The organism is Shewanella kaireitica (assembly GCF_023284045.1).
Classification (GTDB): Bacteria; Pseudomonadota; Gammaproteobacteria; order Enterobacterales; family Shewanellaceae; genus Shewanella; species Shewanella kaireitica.
Genome location: NZ_JAKIKQ010000003.1, coordinates 21,477 through 38,946 on the forward strand (window position 1 = coordinate 21,477; position 17,470 = coordinate 38,946).

Genomic DNA, 17,470 nt, shown 5'->3' on the forward strand with positions numbered 1-17,470 from the left:
AATTTTTTGACGCTTTTGACATTATTTAAGCATTACTTGAAGAAGTAGCTTTGCTCATTAGCCATCTGCTTTAGCAATTCTGCAGGCGCAAAGCGATCACCAAACTGAGATTGATATCCACTTAAGATCTCCACCAACTTGGCAGGGCCGAGGGTATCAATGTAATGGAATGGACCACCTAAGAAAGGTGGGAAGCCAATCCCGAATATTGCACCAATATCTCCATCTCGAGCTGAGGCAATAATACCCTCTTCCAAACATCTCACCGCTTCATTAAGCATTTGCACTACACAGCGCTGAGCAAGCTCACTCGCATCACTATTTTGACCAGGAGTTAATCCAAGTACAGTGTATACGCTACTGTCGACCTCTTTTGCTTTCTTCTTACTGCCATATTGATAAAAGCCCTTGCCGTTTTTACGCCCTTTGCGATCATCGGCTAACAACTTATCAAATGCCGATGGAGCCTTAAACCGCTCTCCGAGTTCAGCTTCTAAAATAGGTGAAATTTTGGCACCAACATCAATACCAACTTCATCAAGCAGTGTCATTGGTCCGACTGGAAAGCCAAATTTAACCAAAGCTTTATCTAAATGCTCAACGCTCTGCCCCTCTAACAACAGCTGTGCAGCTTCATTCATGTAAAGAGCCAGAATGCGGTTTACGTAGAAACCTGCGCCGTCTTGAACCACAATAGGCGTTTTACCTTGCTTGCGTGCGAATGCAACCGTTGTTGCAATCGTTTCGGCAGAGGTTTTTTCATGGGCAATGACTTCGACTAAAGGCATCTTTTCTACCGGTGAGAAATAGTGCAAGCCAATGACATTCTCTGGGCGAGTTGCTGCCTCAGCAATTTGCGATATTGGTAGCGACGAGGTATTTGAAGCGAAGATTGTATTTTCACCACATTCTCGTTCTACATCTTTAACCATTTGATGTTTAAGCGACAAATCTTCAAAGACTGCCTCAACGACGATGTCGGCATCTTTAATCCCTTTATATTCCGTCGTTGTCGTCATCAACGCCATTAAGTTGTCACGCACAGCAGGCGTCATATGGCGGCGCTTAACGCCTTTATCGAGCAACTTGTATGCGTAAGATAGCGCATTACTTAAACCCGTCTCACTAATGTCTTTCACCCGAGCCGGAATTTTTGCTTTCGTGGTCGTAACAGAAGCAATTCCGCCGCCCATCAAGCCGCCACCCAAGATCATCGCTTTTTTGACTTTACGAGGCTCAACATCACCAGCGCCAGTCTCTTTTTTCATTTCAGTCGTAGCAAAGAAGATACTTCTTAATGCTTCTGACTCTTTCGACATCACGAGGTCAGAGAAGTGACTTGCTTCCACTTCTAGCCCTTTGATCAACCCCTTAGTCATGCCCTGGCGTACACAATCGATGATCTTGGCTGGAGCAGGATAATTTCCCTGAGTTTTCTTAGCGACTTGTTTGCCAGCTTGGTCAAAAATAATATTTCGGCCCGCACTGGTGCCTTCAAGCATTTTGTTGATAAGTGACTGCTTTTTCTTTTTAGCTGTGCGTTTACCCGCCAGCGCCATCTCAATCGCAGTGCGCATTAATATCGACTCAGGAACCGCATCATCGACTAAGCCCATTTTTATCGCTTGCTTGGGTCTAATCTGCTTACCCGTTAGCATCATATCTAATGCCGTTGTAATGCCGACCAAGCGCGGTAAACGCTGCGTACCACCACCGCCAGGTAGTAAACCCAGTTGCACTTCCGGTACGCCCATCATTGTTTTGCTATTTAAGCTACAAACTCGCTGATGACATGCTAATGCCAACTCTAAACCACCGCCTAAACACGCACCATTAATCGCTGCAACGACTGGGATAGATAAGTTTTCTAACTCATTAAAAACCACATGCCCTTGCTGAGAAAGTAACTTAGCATCCATTGCGGTTTCGCATGCATCTAACATTGATATGTCAGCACCTGCTACAAAAGAATCCTTCTTGCCAGAAACCAACACCAAACCTTTTATGCTGCTGTCTTGCTTTATTTCAGCAAGCATCTCACTGATCTCGGGACCAAATTCTGTACGCAGCGTATTCATGGTCTCACCAGGTACGTCCATGGTTAATATGGCAATACCATCTTCTCGACGAGCTAAATTAAATGTCTTTTCCATTTCGATTACTCCACTTCAACTATCATTGCTGCGCCTAAACCGCCAGCCGCACATGCAGTCGCCAGACCCGTTCCGCCACCACGACGTTTAAGCTCATTACAAACTTGAGTGATCAGTCGTGTACCCGTTGCAGCAAAAGGATGCCCATAAGCAAGTGAACCGCCCAATACATTGAATTTGCTCATATCAATCTCACCAATCGCACGATTGCGCCCCAGCTTCTCTTCAGCAAATTTCTTTGAACCAAACATCTGCATATTTGCTAAAGTTTGTGCTGCAAACGCTTCATGCATCTCAATAAGCGTCAAATCTTCTAACTCCATACCTGCGCGCTTAAGTGCCATTGGCGTGGCATAAGATGGCCCCATTAACATATCTTCCCACACATCTATGGCAGTAAATGCATAACTCTTAATATAGCCAATTGGGGTATAACCTAACGCTTTAGCTCTGCCTTCACTCATTAGCAATACCGCAGATGCGCCATCGGTTAATGGAGTGCTGTTTGCCGCTGTAACCGAGCCATGTTTACGGTCAAACGCTGGTCGCAGTTTTGCATAAGATTCAAGCTTAGAGTTCTCACGGATATTGTTATCACGATCGATAAATGCTTTATAAGGCGGTACATGAGCGGCCATCACCTCTTCGGCTAACTTACCTGCGTTCCATGTTTCAGTCGCTAGCGTATGAGAGCGATGTGCCAATGCATCTTGATCAGCACGGCTAATGTTGTAAGTTTTTGCCATCTGCTCGGCAGTTTGCCCCATGGACAAACCGGTTGAATACTCAGCAACAGCGGGCGGCACAGGCAATAGATCTTTTAAACCTAAACGGCGAAAAATTGATAACTTCTGGCCAAAGCTACGTGCTTTATTGAGATCGACAAGCGCATGTGCGAGCTTTTTAGATACACCAATTGGTAATACTGAAGATGAATCTGAGCCACCAGCAATACCTATTTCCATATTGCCGGTCAAGATTGACTCTGCAACGTTCACCGTTGATTGGAAGCTGGTTGCACAGGCGCGAGTGACACTATAGGCATCAGTGCTGATATCCATGCCAGTACCCAAAACAATCTCACGCGCTATATTTGGCGCCGCAGGCATTTGCACAACTTGACCATATACAAGCTGTTCAATCAGCTTAGGATCTAGTTCTGAACGTGAAATTAGTTCATTAACGACCATTTTTCCCATATCTAACGCAGATACGCCATGAAATGCGGTCGCTTGTTTAGCAAATGGCGTTCTTAATCCCGATACAATCGCGATTCGTTCGCCTCTAGCGTTAGTTAATTGCTGTCTTTCACTCATTTTTCGCCCTCTTGTTCTGCGTCGCTAACCCTTGAAGTTGCTCGCTTTTTTATATCCCTGAGAAACCTGCAAAATAACCAACAAACAGGTCTGACCATTAAAGTGTGATCTGATTCTAACTTTTAAATGAAAAATTTTAAACACTTGTTTGTTTTTTAACACTAGCCAAAACCCAATTGAATTATTTACCATAGAGGTTGTCCATAGTCTCTATACATAATAAATTGAGTACCATCATGCCTTTGAGTCGATTTCATGCACTACGCGAATACTTAAATACCGTTATTCTCGGACAACCGACATTAACTGAGAATTTACTGATAGCGCTCATCGCCGATGGACACTTACTGGTAGAGGGGCCTCCAGGCCTTGCTAAAACTCGCGCAGTCAAAGCACTGTGTGATGGTGTTGAAGGTGATTTTCACCGTATTCAGTTTACCCCTGACTTATTGCCTGCGGATTTAACAGGCACAGATATTTATCGTGCTCAAACTGCTACATTCGAATTTGAAGCAGGTCCAATATTTCATAACCTAATATTGGCTGACGAAATAAATCGAGCCCCAGCAAAAGTTCAGTCAGCGTTACTTGAAGCAATGGCAGAAAACCAAGTGACTGTCGGTAAGAATAGCTACCCACTGCCTGAGTTATTCTTAGTCATGGCTACGCAAAATCCACTAGAGAATGAAGGGACTTACCCGCTTCCAGAAGCGCAGTTAGACCGCTTTTTGATGCATCTTAATCTTGACTACCCGAGTGCAGAAACTGAATTTGAAATTTTGCGTTTGTCGCGTAACGAAGCATTAAAGCAAGAAATCCCTACCATGACGCCGATTATTCAAGGTGATATTTTCGCCGCGAGAGAGCAAGCATTACAGATCTACCTCGCAGAGCCACTTGAAAAATATATCGTCGACATTGTAATGGCAACTCGTCAGCCCGCTGCCTATAGCACCGAACTTGCAAGTTGGCTTGAATATGGTGTCAGCCCACGTGCAACCATTTCGCTTGAGCGTTGTGCCAGAGCACGCGCTTATCTATATGAGCGCGATTTCGTATCACCAGAGGATATTCAGGCAGTTGCACCTAATGTATTACGTCATAGACTGCTGCTCAGCTACCAAGCACAAGCGGACGGTGTATCAGCAGATGATGTGATCAACCATATTCTTTCTCAAGTTGCGGTACCTTAATGCTCAAATCAGATCTGCCTCTTTTTGCTGATGGCATCAACATCACTGAAAAAGAGCTACTTGCTTGCCAAAACATAGCACGAGCCTTACCTGAGAAAAGGGCTAAGGCTAAAGCTAATTTGGCCGGACACCGCTCTAGTGCAATTAAAGGCCGCGGGATGGAGTTCGCCGAGGTTCGGCATTACCAAAGTGGTGATGACGTACGCACGATAGATTGGCGCGTAACGGCTAGAACAGGTAAAGCCCACACCAAGCTGTTTGTCGAAGAGCGTGAACGGCCAATCATTATCTTGCTGGATCTAAGCCATAGCTTGTACTTCGGCTCGAGCTTATTACTGCAAGCGGTGCAAGCTGCTCATGTTGCTACCACGCTGGGGTGGAACGCTATATTACATGGCGATAGGCTCGGCGCTATCATTGCCACCGAGCAGGAACATATTGAGCTAAAACCTCGCAGTCGTCAGCAGGGTATATTGCAATTAGTTTCAGCGATTAAGCAGTTACATCAACGTCAACTTAAGGCTATCTCAGAGCAAGAGGCAGACCCCGAGCACATGCTAAATGCCTGTAAGCGATTAAGGCGTATAGCTAAGCCAGGATCATTAATTTGGATAGTCTCCGACGGTTGTCACTTTAGTCCTGCGTGTTTAGCCATGTTATCAGATCTAAAACGCCACTGTGATATGGGCGCTTTTTTGATTACCGACCCTTTACGGGAGGGGAATCTTGCGTTGCCAAAACACTTTAAACTTCCAGTAAAAGACGGCGGGAAAGAGCGCATTATCGACAGGCACAGTTATGAGCATTGGTTACAAAGCCAACATAAGATCAAAGCGGAATTCACCAATATGATGCAAAAAATAAATGTTGAAACTCGCTTTATTGATGCAGGTAAACGCCTCAACCAGCAGCTCGGAGCATTAAGATAGATGGCGCTACAAACACCAGCAGAAAATCCTGCGTTAGCATCACTGCAGGATATCCAAACTCCGGTTGAAATTGGTTTATGGCCAATTGCCTATGGCTATTGGATTCTCATAATCATCGCTCTTATGTCATCCATAGCGATATTTGTCTATCTGAGTAAGCGCCGAAAACACAACGCAGCCAAACGAGCTGCGTTATCAGAGCTCGCTGAACTCGACCTTAAAGCCACCCATTATATTGCTAACGTCAGCGCAGTGTTAAAGCGCGCGGCAATGAGCTATTGCGATCGCGATTTGGTTGCGAGTTTATCTGGCAGCGCGTGGCATAAGTGGCTCAGCCAACAAGTTAAACAGCCGCCGACTGAGTTATGTCAATTACTCAGTCTTAGTTACCAGCAACAACCATTAACTGAGTCACAAGCTATCGCTTTGAAGCAGTGTGCCGAGCAGTGGTTGAAAAATGCATTACCTCTCTCAACCACTAAAGCAACTTCTATTAGACTGTCTCAAATGGAGGCTAAATAATGTTGACCTTAGCACTCCCTTGGCTACTGCTGCTGCTACCCCTGCCACTATTATTGAGGAAAAAACAGCAGCAACAGCAAGCTAAACTTGGTGGACACCTTTATCTTCCAGGTAGCGATGTTGAAGCACAAAGCATATCGAATAAAGTAGAGACATCTTCAACTAAGGGCTATTGGCTAGTGTGGGCTCTATTAGTCTTAGCCGTGGCAAGACCATTATGGATGGGAGAGCCGATAGAATTGCCTAGCAAGGGGCGAGATCTAATGTTATCAGTAGACTTATCTGGCAGCATGCAGATTGAAGATATGGTCATTGACGGCAAAGTCACCGACAGATTTACCCTTATACAACATGTGATAAGCCAATTTATCGAGCGCCGAAAAGGCGATCGCATTGGCCTTATCTTGTTTGCTGATCATGCTTATTTACAGTCCCCCCTCACCCAAGACCGACGTACAGTTGCTCAGTACTTAAACGAGGCCGAGATAGGTTTGGTAGGCAGACAAACTGCAATAGGTGAAGCTATTGCGCTGGGTGTTAAGCGCTTTGACCAAGTAGAAAACAGTAATAGAGTGCTTATTTTACTTACCGATGGTTCTAACAACGCAGGCTCCATATCTCCAGAGCAAGCGACCGACATCGCAGCCAAAAGAGGGATCACCATATACACCGTCGGTGTTGGCGCCGAAGTCATGGAGCGACGAACCCTTTTTGGCAAAGAGCGGGTAAATCCATCAATGGATTTAGATGAAACCCAGCTCAAACAGATAGCGGAGAAAACTGGTGGTAGCTATTTCCGTGCCCGCAATACTGAAGAGCTCGAGCGCATCTATCAAGAGATCGACAAACTAGAACCAATCAGTCGAGAGCAACTCAGTTACCGACCACAATCTGAACTGTTTTATTGGCCGCTAGGCTTAGCGTTATTGCTCACCATATTAAAAAGCCTTGGGCAGCTATCTGTATTCAGCAATAAACCCAAACAGCCATCGAGAGGTCGTTAAGCATGCATTTTATACGTCCTGAGTGGCTATTAACGCTTATCCCGCTGGCTATATTGTTAATTTTTATTAAAAAGAATCACGGTGCCAGTTCCAGCTGGGATCAATACATTGCCCCTCACCTAGCAAGTGTATTGCTTAGTCGCACAGATAAAAAACGTAGCCATTCTATTGCATACCTTGCAATGGCATGGTGTATCGCCGTCGTTGCTCTTTCTGGTCCCGCGATTGAAAAAACGGCACTGCCAGTCTACGAGTCAGCACAAGGTCGAGTCATTGTGATGGATATGTCCCTGTCGATGTATGCCAATGACCTTTCACCCAACCGCTTGACCCAATCAAAATACCGAGCAACAGATCTGCTTGGAGCGATTGCTGAAGGTGAAACAGGACTTGTCGCATACGCTGGAGATGCATTTACTATTAGCCCGTTAACTCGAGATAATGCCACGCTATTAAACCTACTACCGACATTAACGCCAAGCATCATGCCAATAAAAGGCTCCAATATAGAAGCCGCACTAGAACATGCTAAATCTCTGCTAAGTCAAAGCGGACATATAAGTGGTGATGTGATTTTATTTACCGATGGGATTTCCCCATCCCAGCTTAGCGCTGCTCAATCAGTGTTAAAAGGCAGTGCCTATCGGTTGGGAGTACTAGCATTTGGTAGTGAACAAGGTGCGCCAATTAAACTACCTGACGGCCAACTGCTACGTGATAATGCCAACCAAGTGGTTGTTGCAAAGACTGATTTGGGGTTGCTAAACTCATTAGCTTCTTCGAGTCATGGTACCGTCATCTCAACACGTGCAGACGGTAAAGATATTGCTCAACTTGTCGATTGGCTTGCCACCACTAAAGATACAAAAGAGAGTGATAGGCAAGGTGAAGTTTGGCAAGATCTTGGCGGTTATATCGCACTGTTACTGCTGCTGCCTGCTCTTCTCAGTTTCAGGCATGGATTGCTTGGTGCAATCGCTTTGGTCGTCGTTTTACAGCCAACACAACCCGTTTACGCTAACAGCTGGGATGATTTGTGGCAGACTCAAGATCAACAAGCGGCTAAAGACTACCAAGCCGAGCAGTATGAAGCTGCAGCCCAAAAGTTCGAGCAAGCTCAATGGCAGGCAAGTTCTCATTATAAAGCAGGGCAATATGATCAGGCACTAAAAGGGTTTGAGCAGGACAACTCTGCCAATGGTCTCTATAACCAAGGCAATGCACTGATGCAGCTGGGTCAATATGATAAAGCTGAACAACGCTATCAAGAGGCACTTGAGTTAGCACCCGATATGGATAGCGCAAAGCAAAATCTTGCATTGGCTAAGCAATTACAGCAGCAACAGCAGCAACAGCAGCAACAGCAGCAAGATTCTAAAGGCGACGGTGACAGCCAGAAAAATTCAGATGAAAAACAAAACTCAGAGGATCAACAAAAGAGTGATGAGCAACAATCTGATGATGGTCAGCAAAGTGATAAAGAATCCAATGACAGTAGTTCAGACTCTGACAGTGGTCAGGGAGAGCAAAAGCAACAGCCGTCAGATGATACCAACTCCGGCGATGATGCTAACGATAGTGCTGATGAATCGCAGCAAAGTGGAGCCAATGATGCGGCGCAAGATGAGCCCAACAGCAACGATGCGCCCATGGATGCTAAAGCGTCTGATACTCAAAAGCCAGAAGACAAGCTGCAGGAAAATGCACAACAAGCAAATGCCAAACAAGCTAGCGACAATGAAGACTCACAACAGGGAGATGAAGCAGCCTCTATGGTACCCGCTACTCCCTCTGACGAGCCATTGCCACCAGAAATGGAAAGAGCTTTAAGAGCAATTGCTGACGACCCACAAGTATTACTGCGTAATAAGATGCAGCTTGAATATCAAAAACGACGCCGCCAAGGCATTAACACCAAGGAAAACCAACAGTGGTAATTCGACATATACTGGTACTCTTTATTCTCGTAATTACGGCTACAGCCCCCGCCTATGCAATTACGAGCTTACAAGCATCTGTTGACCGAAATCCGGTCATCGAAGGTGAGTCCCTCGTACTAACTGTGGTTGCAGATGACGATTTAAATAGTGGCGAGCTCAACACCTCTGCACTGCTTAAAGATTTCATTGTTGGCCGAACAAGTATCAGCCGCAGCAAACAGATAATGAATTTTGATGCTCGAAACGAAACTCGCTGGCAAGTGCTGCTATCGCCTAAATCTCGTGGCAATGTAACAATTCCAGCCTTTCAGATAAAAGGAGTCAGCTCAGACCCAATTACGCTTTCAGTGGTGGATAGAAGCAGCCAACCGCAGCAAAAACAAGATATTTTTATGCGTGCGAGCTTATCGTCTGAAGAGGCTTATGTCGGACAAATGCTGACCTATAGAGTTAAGCTTTTTCTTGCTCTTGAGCTGCAACGCGGTGTCCTGAGTGCCCCTGTACTACAAGGCGCCCAAATAAAGCAACTTGGTGAAGATAAAGACAGTAACGAGATAATCAATGGTAAACGCTATCGAGTTATTGAGCGAGCCTATGCCATTGTCGCCGACCAACCTGGTGAGCTCACTATCAACGGTGCTAGCTTTTCCGGCGACGTATTGGTGCAAGCCAAGCGAAATGGTGGCATGTTTTCCTTCAATGAAAGTAGACCTACACAAACACAAGCACCGAAATCAGTGGTACTTATCAATCCTGAGCCTGTAGAATATCAAGGCCAATGGTTAGTGTCAGATCTAGTGGTACTAAAAGAGGACTGGCCAGAATCACCTGTCGAATATAAAGTTGGTGATCCGATAACTCGAACCTTAACCTTGCTGGCTTCCAATGCTGATGAGACCAGCTTGCCAGAATTGCAGCTTTCGATGCCTTCGGCGCTTAAATCATACCCTGAAAAGCCACAGAGAAAGTCATTTGTTCGAGATAAGCAGATGGTTTCACAACTGACGCAAACAACCGCAATAGTCGCCACAAAGGCAGGAACTTATACGTTACCCGAAATTAAAGTCCCATGGTGGAATCCGCACCTAAAGCAACAGCAATATGCGACTTTGCCAGCGCGCACAATAGTGGTAACAGGTGGCGCTACAGAAATCGCTATCGCCCCTGCTGCCACCAATACTGCAACCAATACAGACGCAGGCTACTGGCCTTGGGTAAGCGCCATTTTCGCCTTCTTATGGTTAGTGACATTAGTTCTTTGGTTAAATGCTAGAAAGCAGCAGCCGCAAAACTCACAACCATTAGAAAATGATGACGTCACACTGCCTGTAAATAGCCGTAAGATACTTGAGAGCAGCTGTGCAGCAAAAGACCCTACCGCGGTTATTAACGCATTAAGCGCTTACTTTACTGACATATATGCAAAACCAATGAATCTACAAGATATTGGCAAGCAATCAACTGAGCTATCAAGCATGGTTATCGCTTTACAACAATCGGCCTACAGCAAGCAGAGCACTAACATCGATTATCAGCGACTGTTAAAACTGGCGTTATCAACAAAAGCAGCCAATAAGCAGCAAGGCACTTCTGCTCTTAGCCCTTTAAACCCAAAATCCTAACGGTTCGGAATTATCTACTGCAAATCATAACAAGACGCTCTTTTGGGAGCGTTTTTTATATAAATGGCTTCTTTATCAACTAATTTAGACTTTATTTACCTGCAATTGGTATTCGAAGTTGAACAAGGTTAAGCTGTGAAATATTGATCCAGTTAGAAAAAAGTAAAAATGTTTGATAGTTGGCGAAATAAAAAGTCTAGCTCCACGGTCTCTTCAGACATGGTTAGCAAACAAAGACGATACGATAGCCTTGTCAGGGCACTTCATACCGATATATACCGTTATGCCTATTGGCTATGCGGCGATAAACATGTCGCTGAAGATATCACTCAAGAAACCTTTCTACGCGCTTGGCGCTCGCTTGATTCATTGAAAGATGAAAAAGCTGCAAAAGCATGGCTGATCACTATTCTTCGTCGTGAGAATGCTCGCCGTTTTGAACGTAAGCAATTTAATTATTCAGATGTTGAACAAGAATTTATCGAAGATACGTTCTCCGGAAGCACTGAAGACCATGCAGAACAACACTTATTGCAGAGACAGATTTCAAAGTTGGAGCTTGAATATCGTGAACCACTATTACTACAAGTGATAGGCGGTTTCAGTGGTGAAGAGATAGCTAAAATATTAGATCTCAATAGAAACACCGTAATGACACGTTTATTTAGAGCTAGAAACCAGCTTAAAGATGTACTCGAACAACCGACTATCAGAGGTCAATCCAATGGATGAACTTAAATTTCGCCGCCAAGCTTATGGTGAGCCAAATAACCAAGATCCCGAGTTCCTTCAAGCTGCAATGGAATCGGCTGAAAGAGAAGCTTTTTTAAATGACTTAAAAGGCTTAGATAACAAAATCGAAAATGCGCTTAAGATTGATGTGCCAGACGATCTCGCAGCAAAACTACTGCTGCGCCAGCAGTTGCAGCATCATCATTCACAGCGCCGTAGAACGGGCTTTGCATTTGCAATGGTCGCCTCGGTAGCATTTTTAGCTGGTATTACTTTTACCCTATTAAGAATGGGACCTGTCGATTTAGGGCAGCATGCATTAGCTCATGTTTATCATGAAGATAAAGCATTACATGTTGACCAAAATGTTCAATATCAAGATGTTAACTTTCAGCTGGCCTCTTTAAATAGCAGCAGTAACATGAAGTTCACCCAGCAACCAGGTAAAGTGTTTTATAGCACTTACTGTGATTTTCAGGGTGTGCAGAGTCTGCATTTAGTCATGCAGGGTGAATCAGGCAAAGTCACACTGTTTATCGTGCCTCTAGAAGATAGAATGGTGCTTGACGAAGCTTTTGCTGATAATAAGTATAAAGGAATGGGCTTTGAAACAGACAACGCCTACATGTTGCTTGTTGGTGAAGGAGCTGAAGATCTTAATTACGTAAAAAACGAGATTAAGCAAACATTCATCTAAAGCGTTCACAACCAGTAGCGCTATCTTTGCGCTACTGGTTAGATCTCAATCACACTCCCATCAATTATTGAGCTACAGCTCAAATATCTGCTAGCATAGCGCCACAACTAAAAATGATAAAAGCGTAAATATCTCATGACCATAGAATTACCCATTTTAATTACCTTCATTGGCTATCTAGCTTTAATGATGGGGATTGGCCTTTGGGCTTACAAAGCAACAGATTCAGTAGACGATTATATTTTGGGTGGCCGTGGCATGGGACCTGGCGTAACAGCGTTAAGTGTCGGTGCTTCAGATATGTCCGGCTGGCTACTTCTCGGATTACCTGGCGCTGTCTACTTAGGCGGTTTGGGTGAAGCTTGGATCGGGTTTGGGCTGGTTTTTGGTGCTTGGCTTAACTGGCTCTTTGTCGCAAAAAGATTACGCATTTATACTGAGTTTACCGATAATGCCCTTACCTTACCCGATTTCTTTGAAAAACGATTTGAAGACAGCAAAGGCATACTCAAATTAGTTTCAGCAGTCACTATTTTAGTCTTTTTCACTTTTTATGCATCGTCTGGAATGGTCGGTGGTGCTATATTATTTGAAAAGGTTTTCGGCCTTGATTACACCCTAGCACTGATCATTGGCTCTACTATTATTGTCGCTTACACCTTCGTTGGTGGTTTCTTTGCTGTCAGTTGGACTGACTTTTTCCAAGGTTGCTTGATGTTAGTAGCCTTATTAATCGTACCGGTTGCTATCTTCAGCCAACCAGAAACCCAGCAAGGTTTTGAAACTTTAGACCCTGCAATGTTGTCACTGTTTAGCGAAAACACTACCTTTATAGGCTTAATATCTCTGCTAGCTTGGGGGTTAGGTTATTTCGGTCAACCCCATATTTTATCGCGCTTCATGGCCATTGGCTCTGCCAACGATATTACCGTGTCACGCCGTATTGCAATGAGTTGGATGATCGTCGCACTATTTGGCGCTTTAGCAACCGGACTTGCTGGTACACTCTATTTCGCAGCAGAACCATTAGAAAACCCAGAAACAGTATTTATTCACTTAGCTCATGCCGCTTTTAACCCTTGGATTGGCGGATTACTGATAGCTGCAATTCTGTCAGCGATTATGAGCACCATTGATTCACAGTTGTTAGTGTGTTCAAGCGTGATTACAGAAGACTTTTACAAAAAATGGTTGCGTCCTCAGGCTGAAAGTAAAGAGCTTATGCTCGTGGGTCGTATCGGTGTACTCGCCATTGCCGTCATCGCGGGTGTTGTAGCACTTAACCCTGAAAGCAGCGTGCTTGGTCTAGTCAGTTATGCATGGGCTGGTTTTGGCGCCGCATTTGGCCCTGTAGTATTGATGTCGCTTTTCTGGCGTGATTACAGTCGCAATGGTGCAGTAGCGACGATTGTTGTCGGTGCTGTAACAGTGGTCGTTTGGAAACAACTTAGCGGCGGAATTTTTGACCTCTATGAAATTCTCCCTGGCTTCCTATTTGCTACCATCGCAGGTGTCCTTATCAGTAAAATACAGGCACCATCTGATAAAGTGAGAGCACAATTTAGCGAGTTCGAAGCTAAGCTGTAATCGAGCAAATTAGCATTTCTACAAAAAAGCGTACATCTGTACGCTTTTTTTTATCCCTCAATTCACATCGAAAAAAAAGCCTGCGTTACATACTCTTAACCATAAGTTAAATCTTAATTATCTCCCAAGCCGTTATGCTATATAGCTTCTTTATCCATATTCAATCGAAAGAATGATTTTCTAAACATTTAATCGCCCCAATTAACTAATAATTAACAATTTTTTATCTCTGGTCGGAGTTGTTAGCTTGCCTTTACCTACCTAAGATGCACTGGTCTAACAAGTGGATCTTGCAGTTAATTTCAAATTAACACCTATATAAGCAAGACCAACAATAATAGAGATGATAATAATGAAGTATTTCAACAAGACTCTTATCGCTGTATCAGTTGCTTTAGTAAGCACACAATCAATGGCTGCTGGTTTCCAACTTAACAGCCAATCAGCAACAGGTATCGGCCGTGCTTTTGCCGGTGATGCTGTCATCGCTGATAACGCATCTGTGCTATCACGTAACCCTGCTGCTATGGCGTTGTTTGATGAAAAGCAATTATCAATGGGTTTAACTTATGCTGACGTAGAAGTAGAAGTTAAAGACGTATATATCAATTCGAACATAGGTGAGATCCACTACGGTAGCGTGCCTGATGCAGCCGAAGCGAAAATTATCCCTAATTTTTACTATGTAAGCCCGGTCAATGACAAGTTCGCCTATGGCGTTGCTATGTTCAGCAACTTTGGTACAGGCACTGATACTGGCGACTTATCAAAGCCTAAATCAATACTAGGCGGTGCAGCGCAAATTCCTGCACCTGTAGACCTTCTAGGTAAAACTGAAGTGACTACCATTAACTTTAACCTAAGTGCCTCTTACCGCATTAATGACCACTTTAGTGTTGGTGCTGGTTTAGACGTTATTTATGGACAAGGAACACTGACTCGTTCGGGTGAGCTTCCATTAGGCCCTGATGGTGCTTATGTGCCAGTCGATTTGGTCGATGTTGACGCTGATGGCGTCGCTTTCGGTGGGATTGTAGGCGCTGTTTATGAAATCAATGCCAATCACCGACTTGGCGTAAGTTACCGTTTCAGCCCAGAGTTTACCGCTGAAGGCGATGTTAAATTTGGTGGTGTGGATTTTCAAGAGATTAATATCCCTATCCCTGACATCTTCCAGGTTGCTGGTTTCCACCAGCTAACAGAGAAGTTTGCCCTGCACTACACTGCGCAAATGACTACTTGGGGGGATTTCCATGAGATCACAGTCAACGATCCAGGTGAAGCGCAACTAAAGAAATACGCATGGGATGATTCTTGGTTATTCAGTGTTGGTGGAACTTACACTCTTAATGATAGCTGGACACTGCGTGCAGGTTACATGTTTGACCAAGGCGTAGTCGGTGAAGTGAGCTCTATCTCTATCCCTGATTCAGACCGTCAGTGGTACACGATGGGTGCTACTTACAACCTATCTAAGCACACCAGCCTAGATTTCGGTATCGCCTTTATTAGAGGCGAAGAAACTCAGTTAACTGAACACAGCTCTGTTCTTGACCTTGTTGGCCAACAAATGCCAACATTAGGCAACGACCTAGGTACAGTTCATGCCACTACGCTTTCGAATGCAACATACTACTCAATGCAGTACAACTACAGATTCTAAGTTGATCATTGTATAAGCCGAAAGCCGCATTGTATGCGGCTTTTTTATTGCCTCCATAAACTGCTTTTAATTTTACCAATTCTATAATCCTTGCTAACGTTAAGCTTCTTCATACTCATCTCGCCAAAATTCGCAGCATGGGTATATTTATATAGATGGAACTATCTGTTATGACTAAAAACAACGCTGTTTCAGCCTTTATTCTTGGTGGCTTACTCTGCTTAGGCATGGTGTTACTTGGCAATACCATTGGCGACAAGCTAATTAAAATGAAATCAATGGAGCGTACAGTTACCGTTAAAGGCTTAGCTGAAAAAGAGGTGCGTGCCAATATTGCCATCTGGCCAATCAGGTTTACCGAAGTCGATAACGATCTCGATAGCCTCTACGTAAACGTACAAACTAAGACTGATAAAGTCGCCGCATTTTTAAAACAGCAAGGTTTTGATGAGTCAGAGATCACTATCTCACTGCCTGCTATTGATGATCGATTAGCCCAAGGTTACTCAGATCCAAATGTGAAGTATCGTTATTCCGCTCGAGTCTCGCTATCTCTCTATACCGATAAAATTGATCTTTTGCTTTCTGCTCGCACTAAAATGCTGTCGCTTGCTAAAGAAGGTATTGCCATCTCTGATCAAGATTACAACAGTAAAGCGCAGTTCCTGTTTACCAAGCTTAATGATGTTAAACCTGAGATGATCCAATCTGCTACACAGAATGCGCGTCAAGTAGCAGAGAAGTTCGCTAAAGATTCAGACTCAAAATTAGGCAAGATCAAAAGAGCAGCCCAAGGGCAATTTAGTATCAACGACCGTGATAGCAACACCCCCTACATAAAGAAGGTACGTATCGTGTCGACCTTGACCTACTACCTTAATGATTAACCCTCCACGGCACAGATAAACGACAAAAAAGCACAATCTTCGATTGTGTTTTTTTGTAACCATTGCCAATTCATCGTATTTTACTAATGAATAGTTATTGCACCATGCACCACCATCCATTAGAATAATCTCATGGATGTTTTTACGGTTTATTGAATTATGGCAGCTTACTTTTCTCCTTCACTCGCGTTATTGCTTTTATCATTGCTACCGAGTCTGGCATTTTCAGCTTTGGCGGCTGAAGCGCCTGCGCTAAGCAAAAAATCAGCAGTTAGCGTTAGCTATCAGCCCTACCCTAATTGGGTTACATTAGATGCCGTTATAGAGCCGACAAAAGCGGCTACAGTCTCTGCGCAAACATCTGGACGGATCTTAAAACTCAATTACGATGTCAATGATATCGTCGCTGAAAATGCAGCTCTGTTAGAGATAACCAGTAAAGAGCAAGGTGCTCAGTTGGCCAGTGCTGAAGCAGAGTACGCCAAAGCTAATGCTCAAAATATAGAAGCTCAAGCACAATTGAAGCGTTATAAAACACTCTTTCCTCAAGGTGCGATATCTGAAGGTTCAATGGATGAAGCTGAGGCTAATGCCAAGTCAACACAGCAAGCTGTCAGCGCCGCCAAAGCTGGGATAATTCAAGCAACCGAGTCTTTAAAGTACACAGCAGTCAGTGCCCCTTTTGCTGGTGTCGTTACCAAAAGACATGTCGAGCAAGGTGAAACGGTCAGTCCTGGGCAAGCGCTCTATTCAGGTTACTCTTTAAAACAGATGCGCGCTGTCACTCAAGTACCCCAACGCTATATCAGCGCTCTGAAATCACATCCTCAATTCAAGCTCATCTTGGCGGATGGTACAGAGTTGATAAGTGACAAACTTAATCTGTTTAGCTTTGTAGACCCAGTCAGTCATAGCTACAAGGTGCGTATTGAGCTACCGAGTAACATCGATGGTCTTATTCCTGGTAGCTTGATAAAAGCACAATTTGTGAGTGGTCAACGCCAAACTATGTTTATCCCAGAGTCTGCGCTGATCACTATCAACGATCTGACTGGCGTCTATTTGCAGCAAAATAACAAATGGGTACTCAATCAAGTCAGATTGGGTCAACAAGATAGTGATAACTTTGAAGTCTTAGCAGGCCTATCCAATGGTGATGTTATTGCAAGAGATGCTTATCAAACCTTATTGCGCTTACAAAAGCAGTCTAAGCCATAGGGAGCTA

At 44.2% G+C, this 17,470-nt stretch carries 14 protein-coding genes; 12 read left to right on the forward strand and 2 right to left on the reverse strand.

From position 1 onward, the window contains the following. Positions 1-32: 32 nt before the first annotated feature. Complete coding sequence (gene fadJ, locus L2730_RS05155) at positions 33-2,153, reverse strand: fatty acid oxidation complex subunit alpha FadJ (protein WP_248973618.1); 2,121 nt, start codon at positions 2,151-2,153, stop codon at positions 33-35. 5 nt (positions 2,154-2,158) lie between these two features. After that, a complete protein-coding gene (gene fadI / locus L2730_RS05160; RefSeq protein ID WP_248973619.1) occupies positions 2,159-3,469 on the reverse strand; it encodes an acetyl-CoA C-acyltransferase FadI in 1,311 nt (436 codons plus the stop codon). 236 nt (positions 3,470-3,705) lie between these two features. On the opposite strand from fadI, the gene L2730_RS05165 reads away from it, so the two are divergent. The 12 genes from L2730_RS05165 (at position 3,706) to L2730_RS05220 (ending at position 17,463) form a co-directional block, all read left to right on the forward strand. Further along, complete coding sequence (locus L2730_RS05165) at positions 3,706-4,662, forward strand: AAA family ATPase (RefSeq protein WP_220737608.1); 957 nt, start codon at positions 3,706-3,708, stop codon at positions 4,660-4,662. After that, positions 4,662-5,591 (forward strand): DUF58 domain-containing protein, encoded by a 930-nt coding sequence (locus L2730_RS05170; RefSeq protein WP_248973620.1) that lies wholly within the window; start codon positions 4,662-4,664, stop codon positions 5,589-5,591. The genes L2730_RS05165 and L2730_RS05170 overlap by 1 nt, the downstream gene beginning before the upstream one ends. Then, on the forward strand, positions 5,592-6,113 hold the full coding sequence (locus L2730_RS05175) for a DUF4381 domain-containing protein (RefSeq protein ID WP_248973621.1): 522 nt from the start codon (positions 5,592-5,594) through the stop codon (positions 6,111-6,113). Beyond that, the gene (locus L2730_RS05180; protein WP_248973622.1) at positions 6,113-7,117 is read left to right on the forward strand and encodes a vWA domain-containing protein; all 1,005 of its coding nucleotides are present in this window, start codon (positions 6,113-6,115) and stop codon (positions 7,115-7,117) included. Before L2730_RS05175 ends, L2730_RS05180 begins: the two co-directional genes overlap by 1 nt. 2 nt (positions 7,118-7,119) lie before the next feature. Continuing rightward, positions 7,120-9,054, forward strand: a complete 1,935-nt coding sequence (locus L2730_RS05185) for a VWA domain-containing protein (protein WP_248973623.1) — start codon at positions 7,120-7,122, stop codon at positions 9,052-9,054. After that, the gene (locus L2730_RS05190) at positions 9,048-10,679 is read left to right on the forward strand and encodes a BatD family protein (protein ID WP_248973624.1); all 1,632 of its coding nucleotides are present in this window, start codon (positions 9,048-9,050) and stop codon (positions 10,677-10,679) included. Before L2730_RS05185 ends, L2730_RS05190 begins: the two co-directional genes overlap by 7 nt. A gap of 168 nt (positions 10,680-10,847) precedes the next feature. Further along, positions 10,848-11,411, forward strand: a complete 564-nt coding sequence (locus L2730_RS05195; RefSeq protein ID WP_248973625.1) for a sigma-70 family RNA polymerase sigma factor — start codon at positions 10,848-10,850, stop codon at positions 11,409-11,411. Continuing rightward, positions 11,404-12,108 (forward strand): DUF3379 domain-containing protein, encoded by a 705-nt coding sequence (locus L2730_RS05200; RefSeq protein WP_248973626.1) that lies wholly within the window; start codon positions 11,404-11,406, stop codon positions 12,106-12,108. Before L2730_RS05195 ends, L2730_RS05200 begins: the two co-directional genes overlap by 8 nt. Before the next feature lie 135 nt (positions 12,109-12,243). Further along, positions 12,244-13,695 (forward strand): sodium/proline symporter PutP, encoded by a 1,452-nt coding sequence (putP, locus tag L2730_RS05205; protein WP_248973627.1) that lies wholly within the window; start codon positions 12,244-12,246, stop codon positions 13,693-13,695. 352 nt (positions 13,696-14,047) lie between these two features. Continuing rightward, complete coding sequence (locus L2730_RS05210; protein ID WP_248973628.1) at positions 14,048-15,358, forward strand: OmpP1/FadL family transporter; 1,311 nt, start codon at positions 14,048-14,050, stop codon at positions 15,356-15,358. A gap of 170 nt (positions 15,359-15,528) precedes the next feature. After that, positions 15,529-16,245 (forward strand): SIMPL domain-containing protein, encoded by a 717-nt coding sequence (locus L2730_RS05215; RefSeq protein ID WP_248973629.1) that lies wholly within the window; start codon positions 15,529-15,531, stop codon positions 16,243-16,245. A 159-nt stretch (positions 16,246-16,404) separates the two neighbouring features. Beyond that, positions 16,405-17,463, forward strand: a complete 1,059-nt coding sequence (locus L2730_RS05220; protein ID WP_248973630.1) for an efflux RND transporter periplasmic adaptor subunit — start codon at positions 16,405-16,407, stop codon at positions 17,461-17,463. Positions 17,464-17,470: the final 7 nt, after the last annotated feature.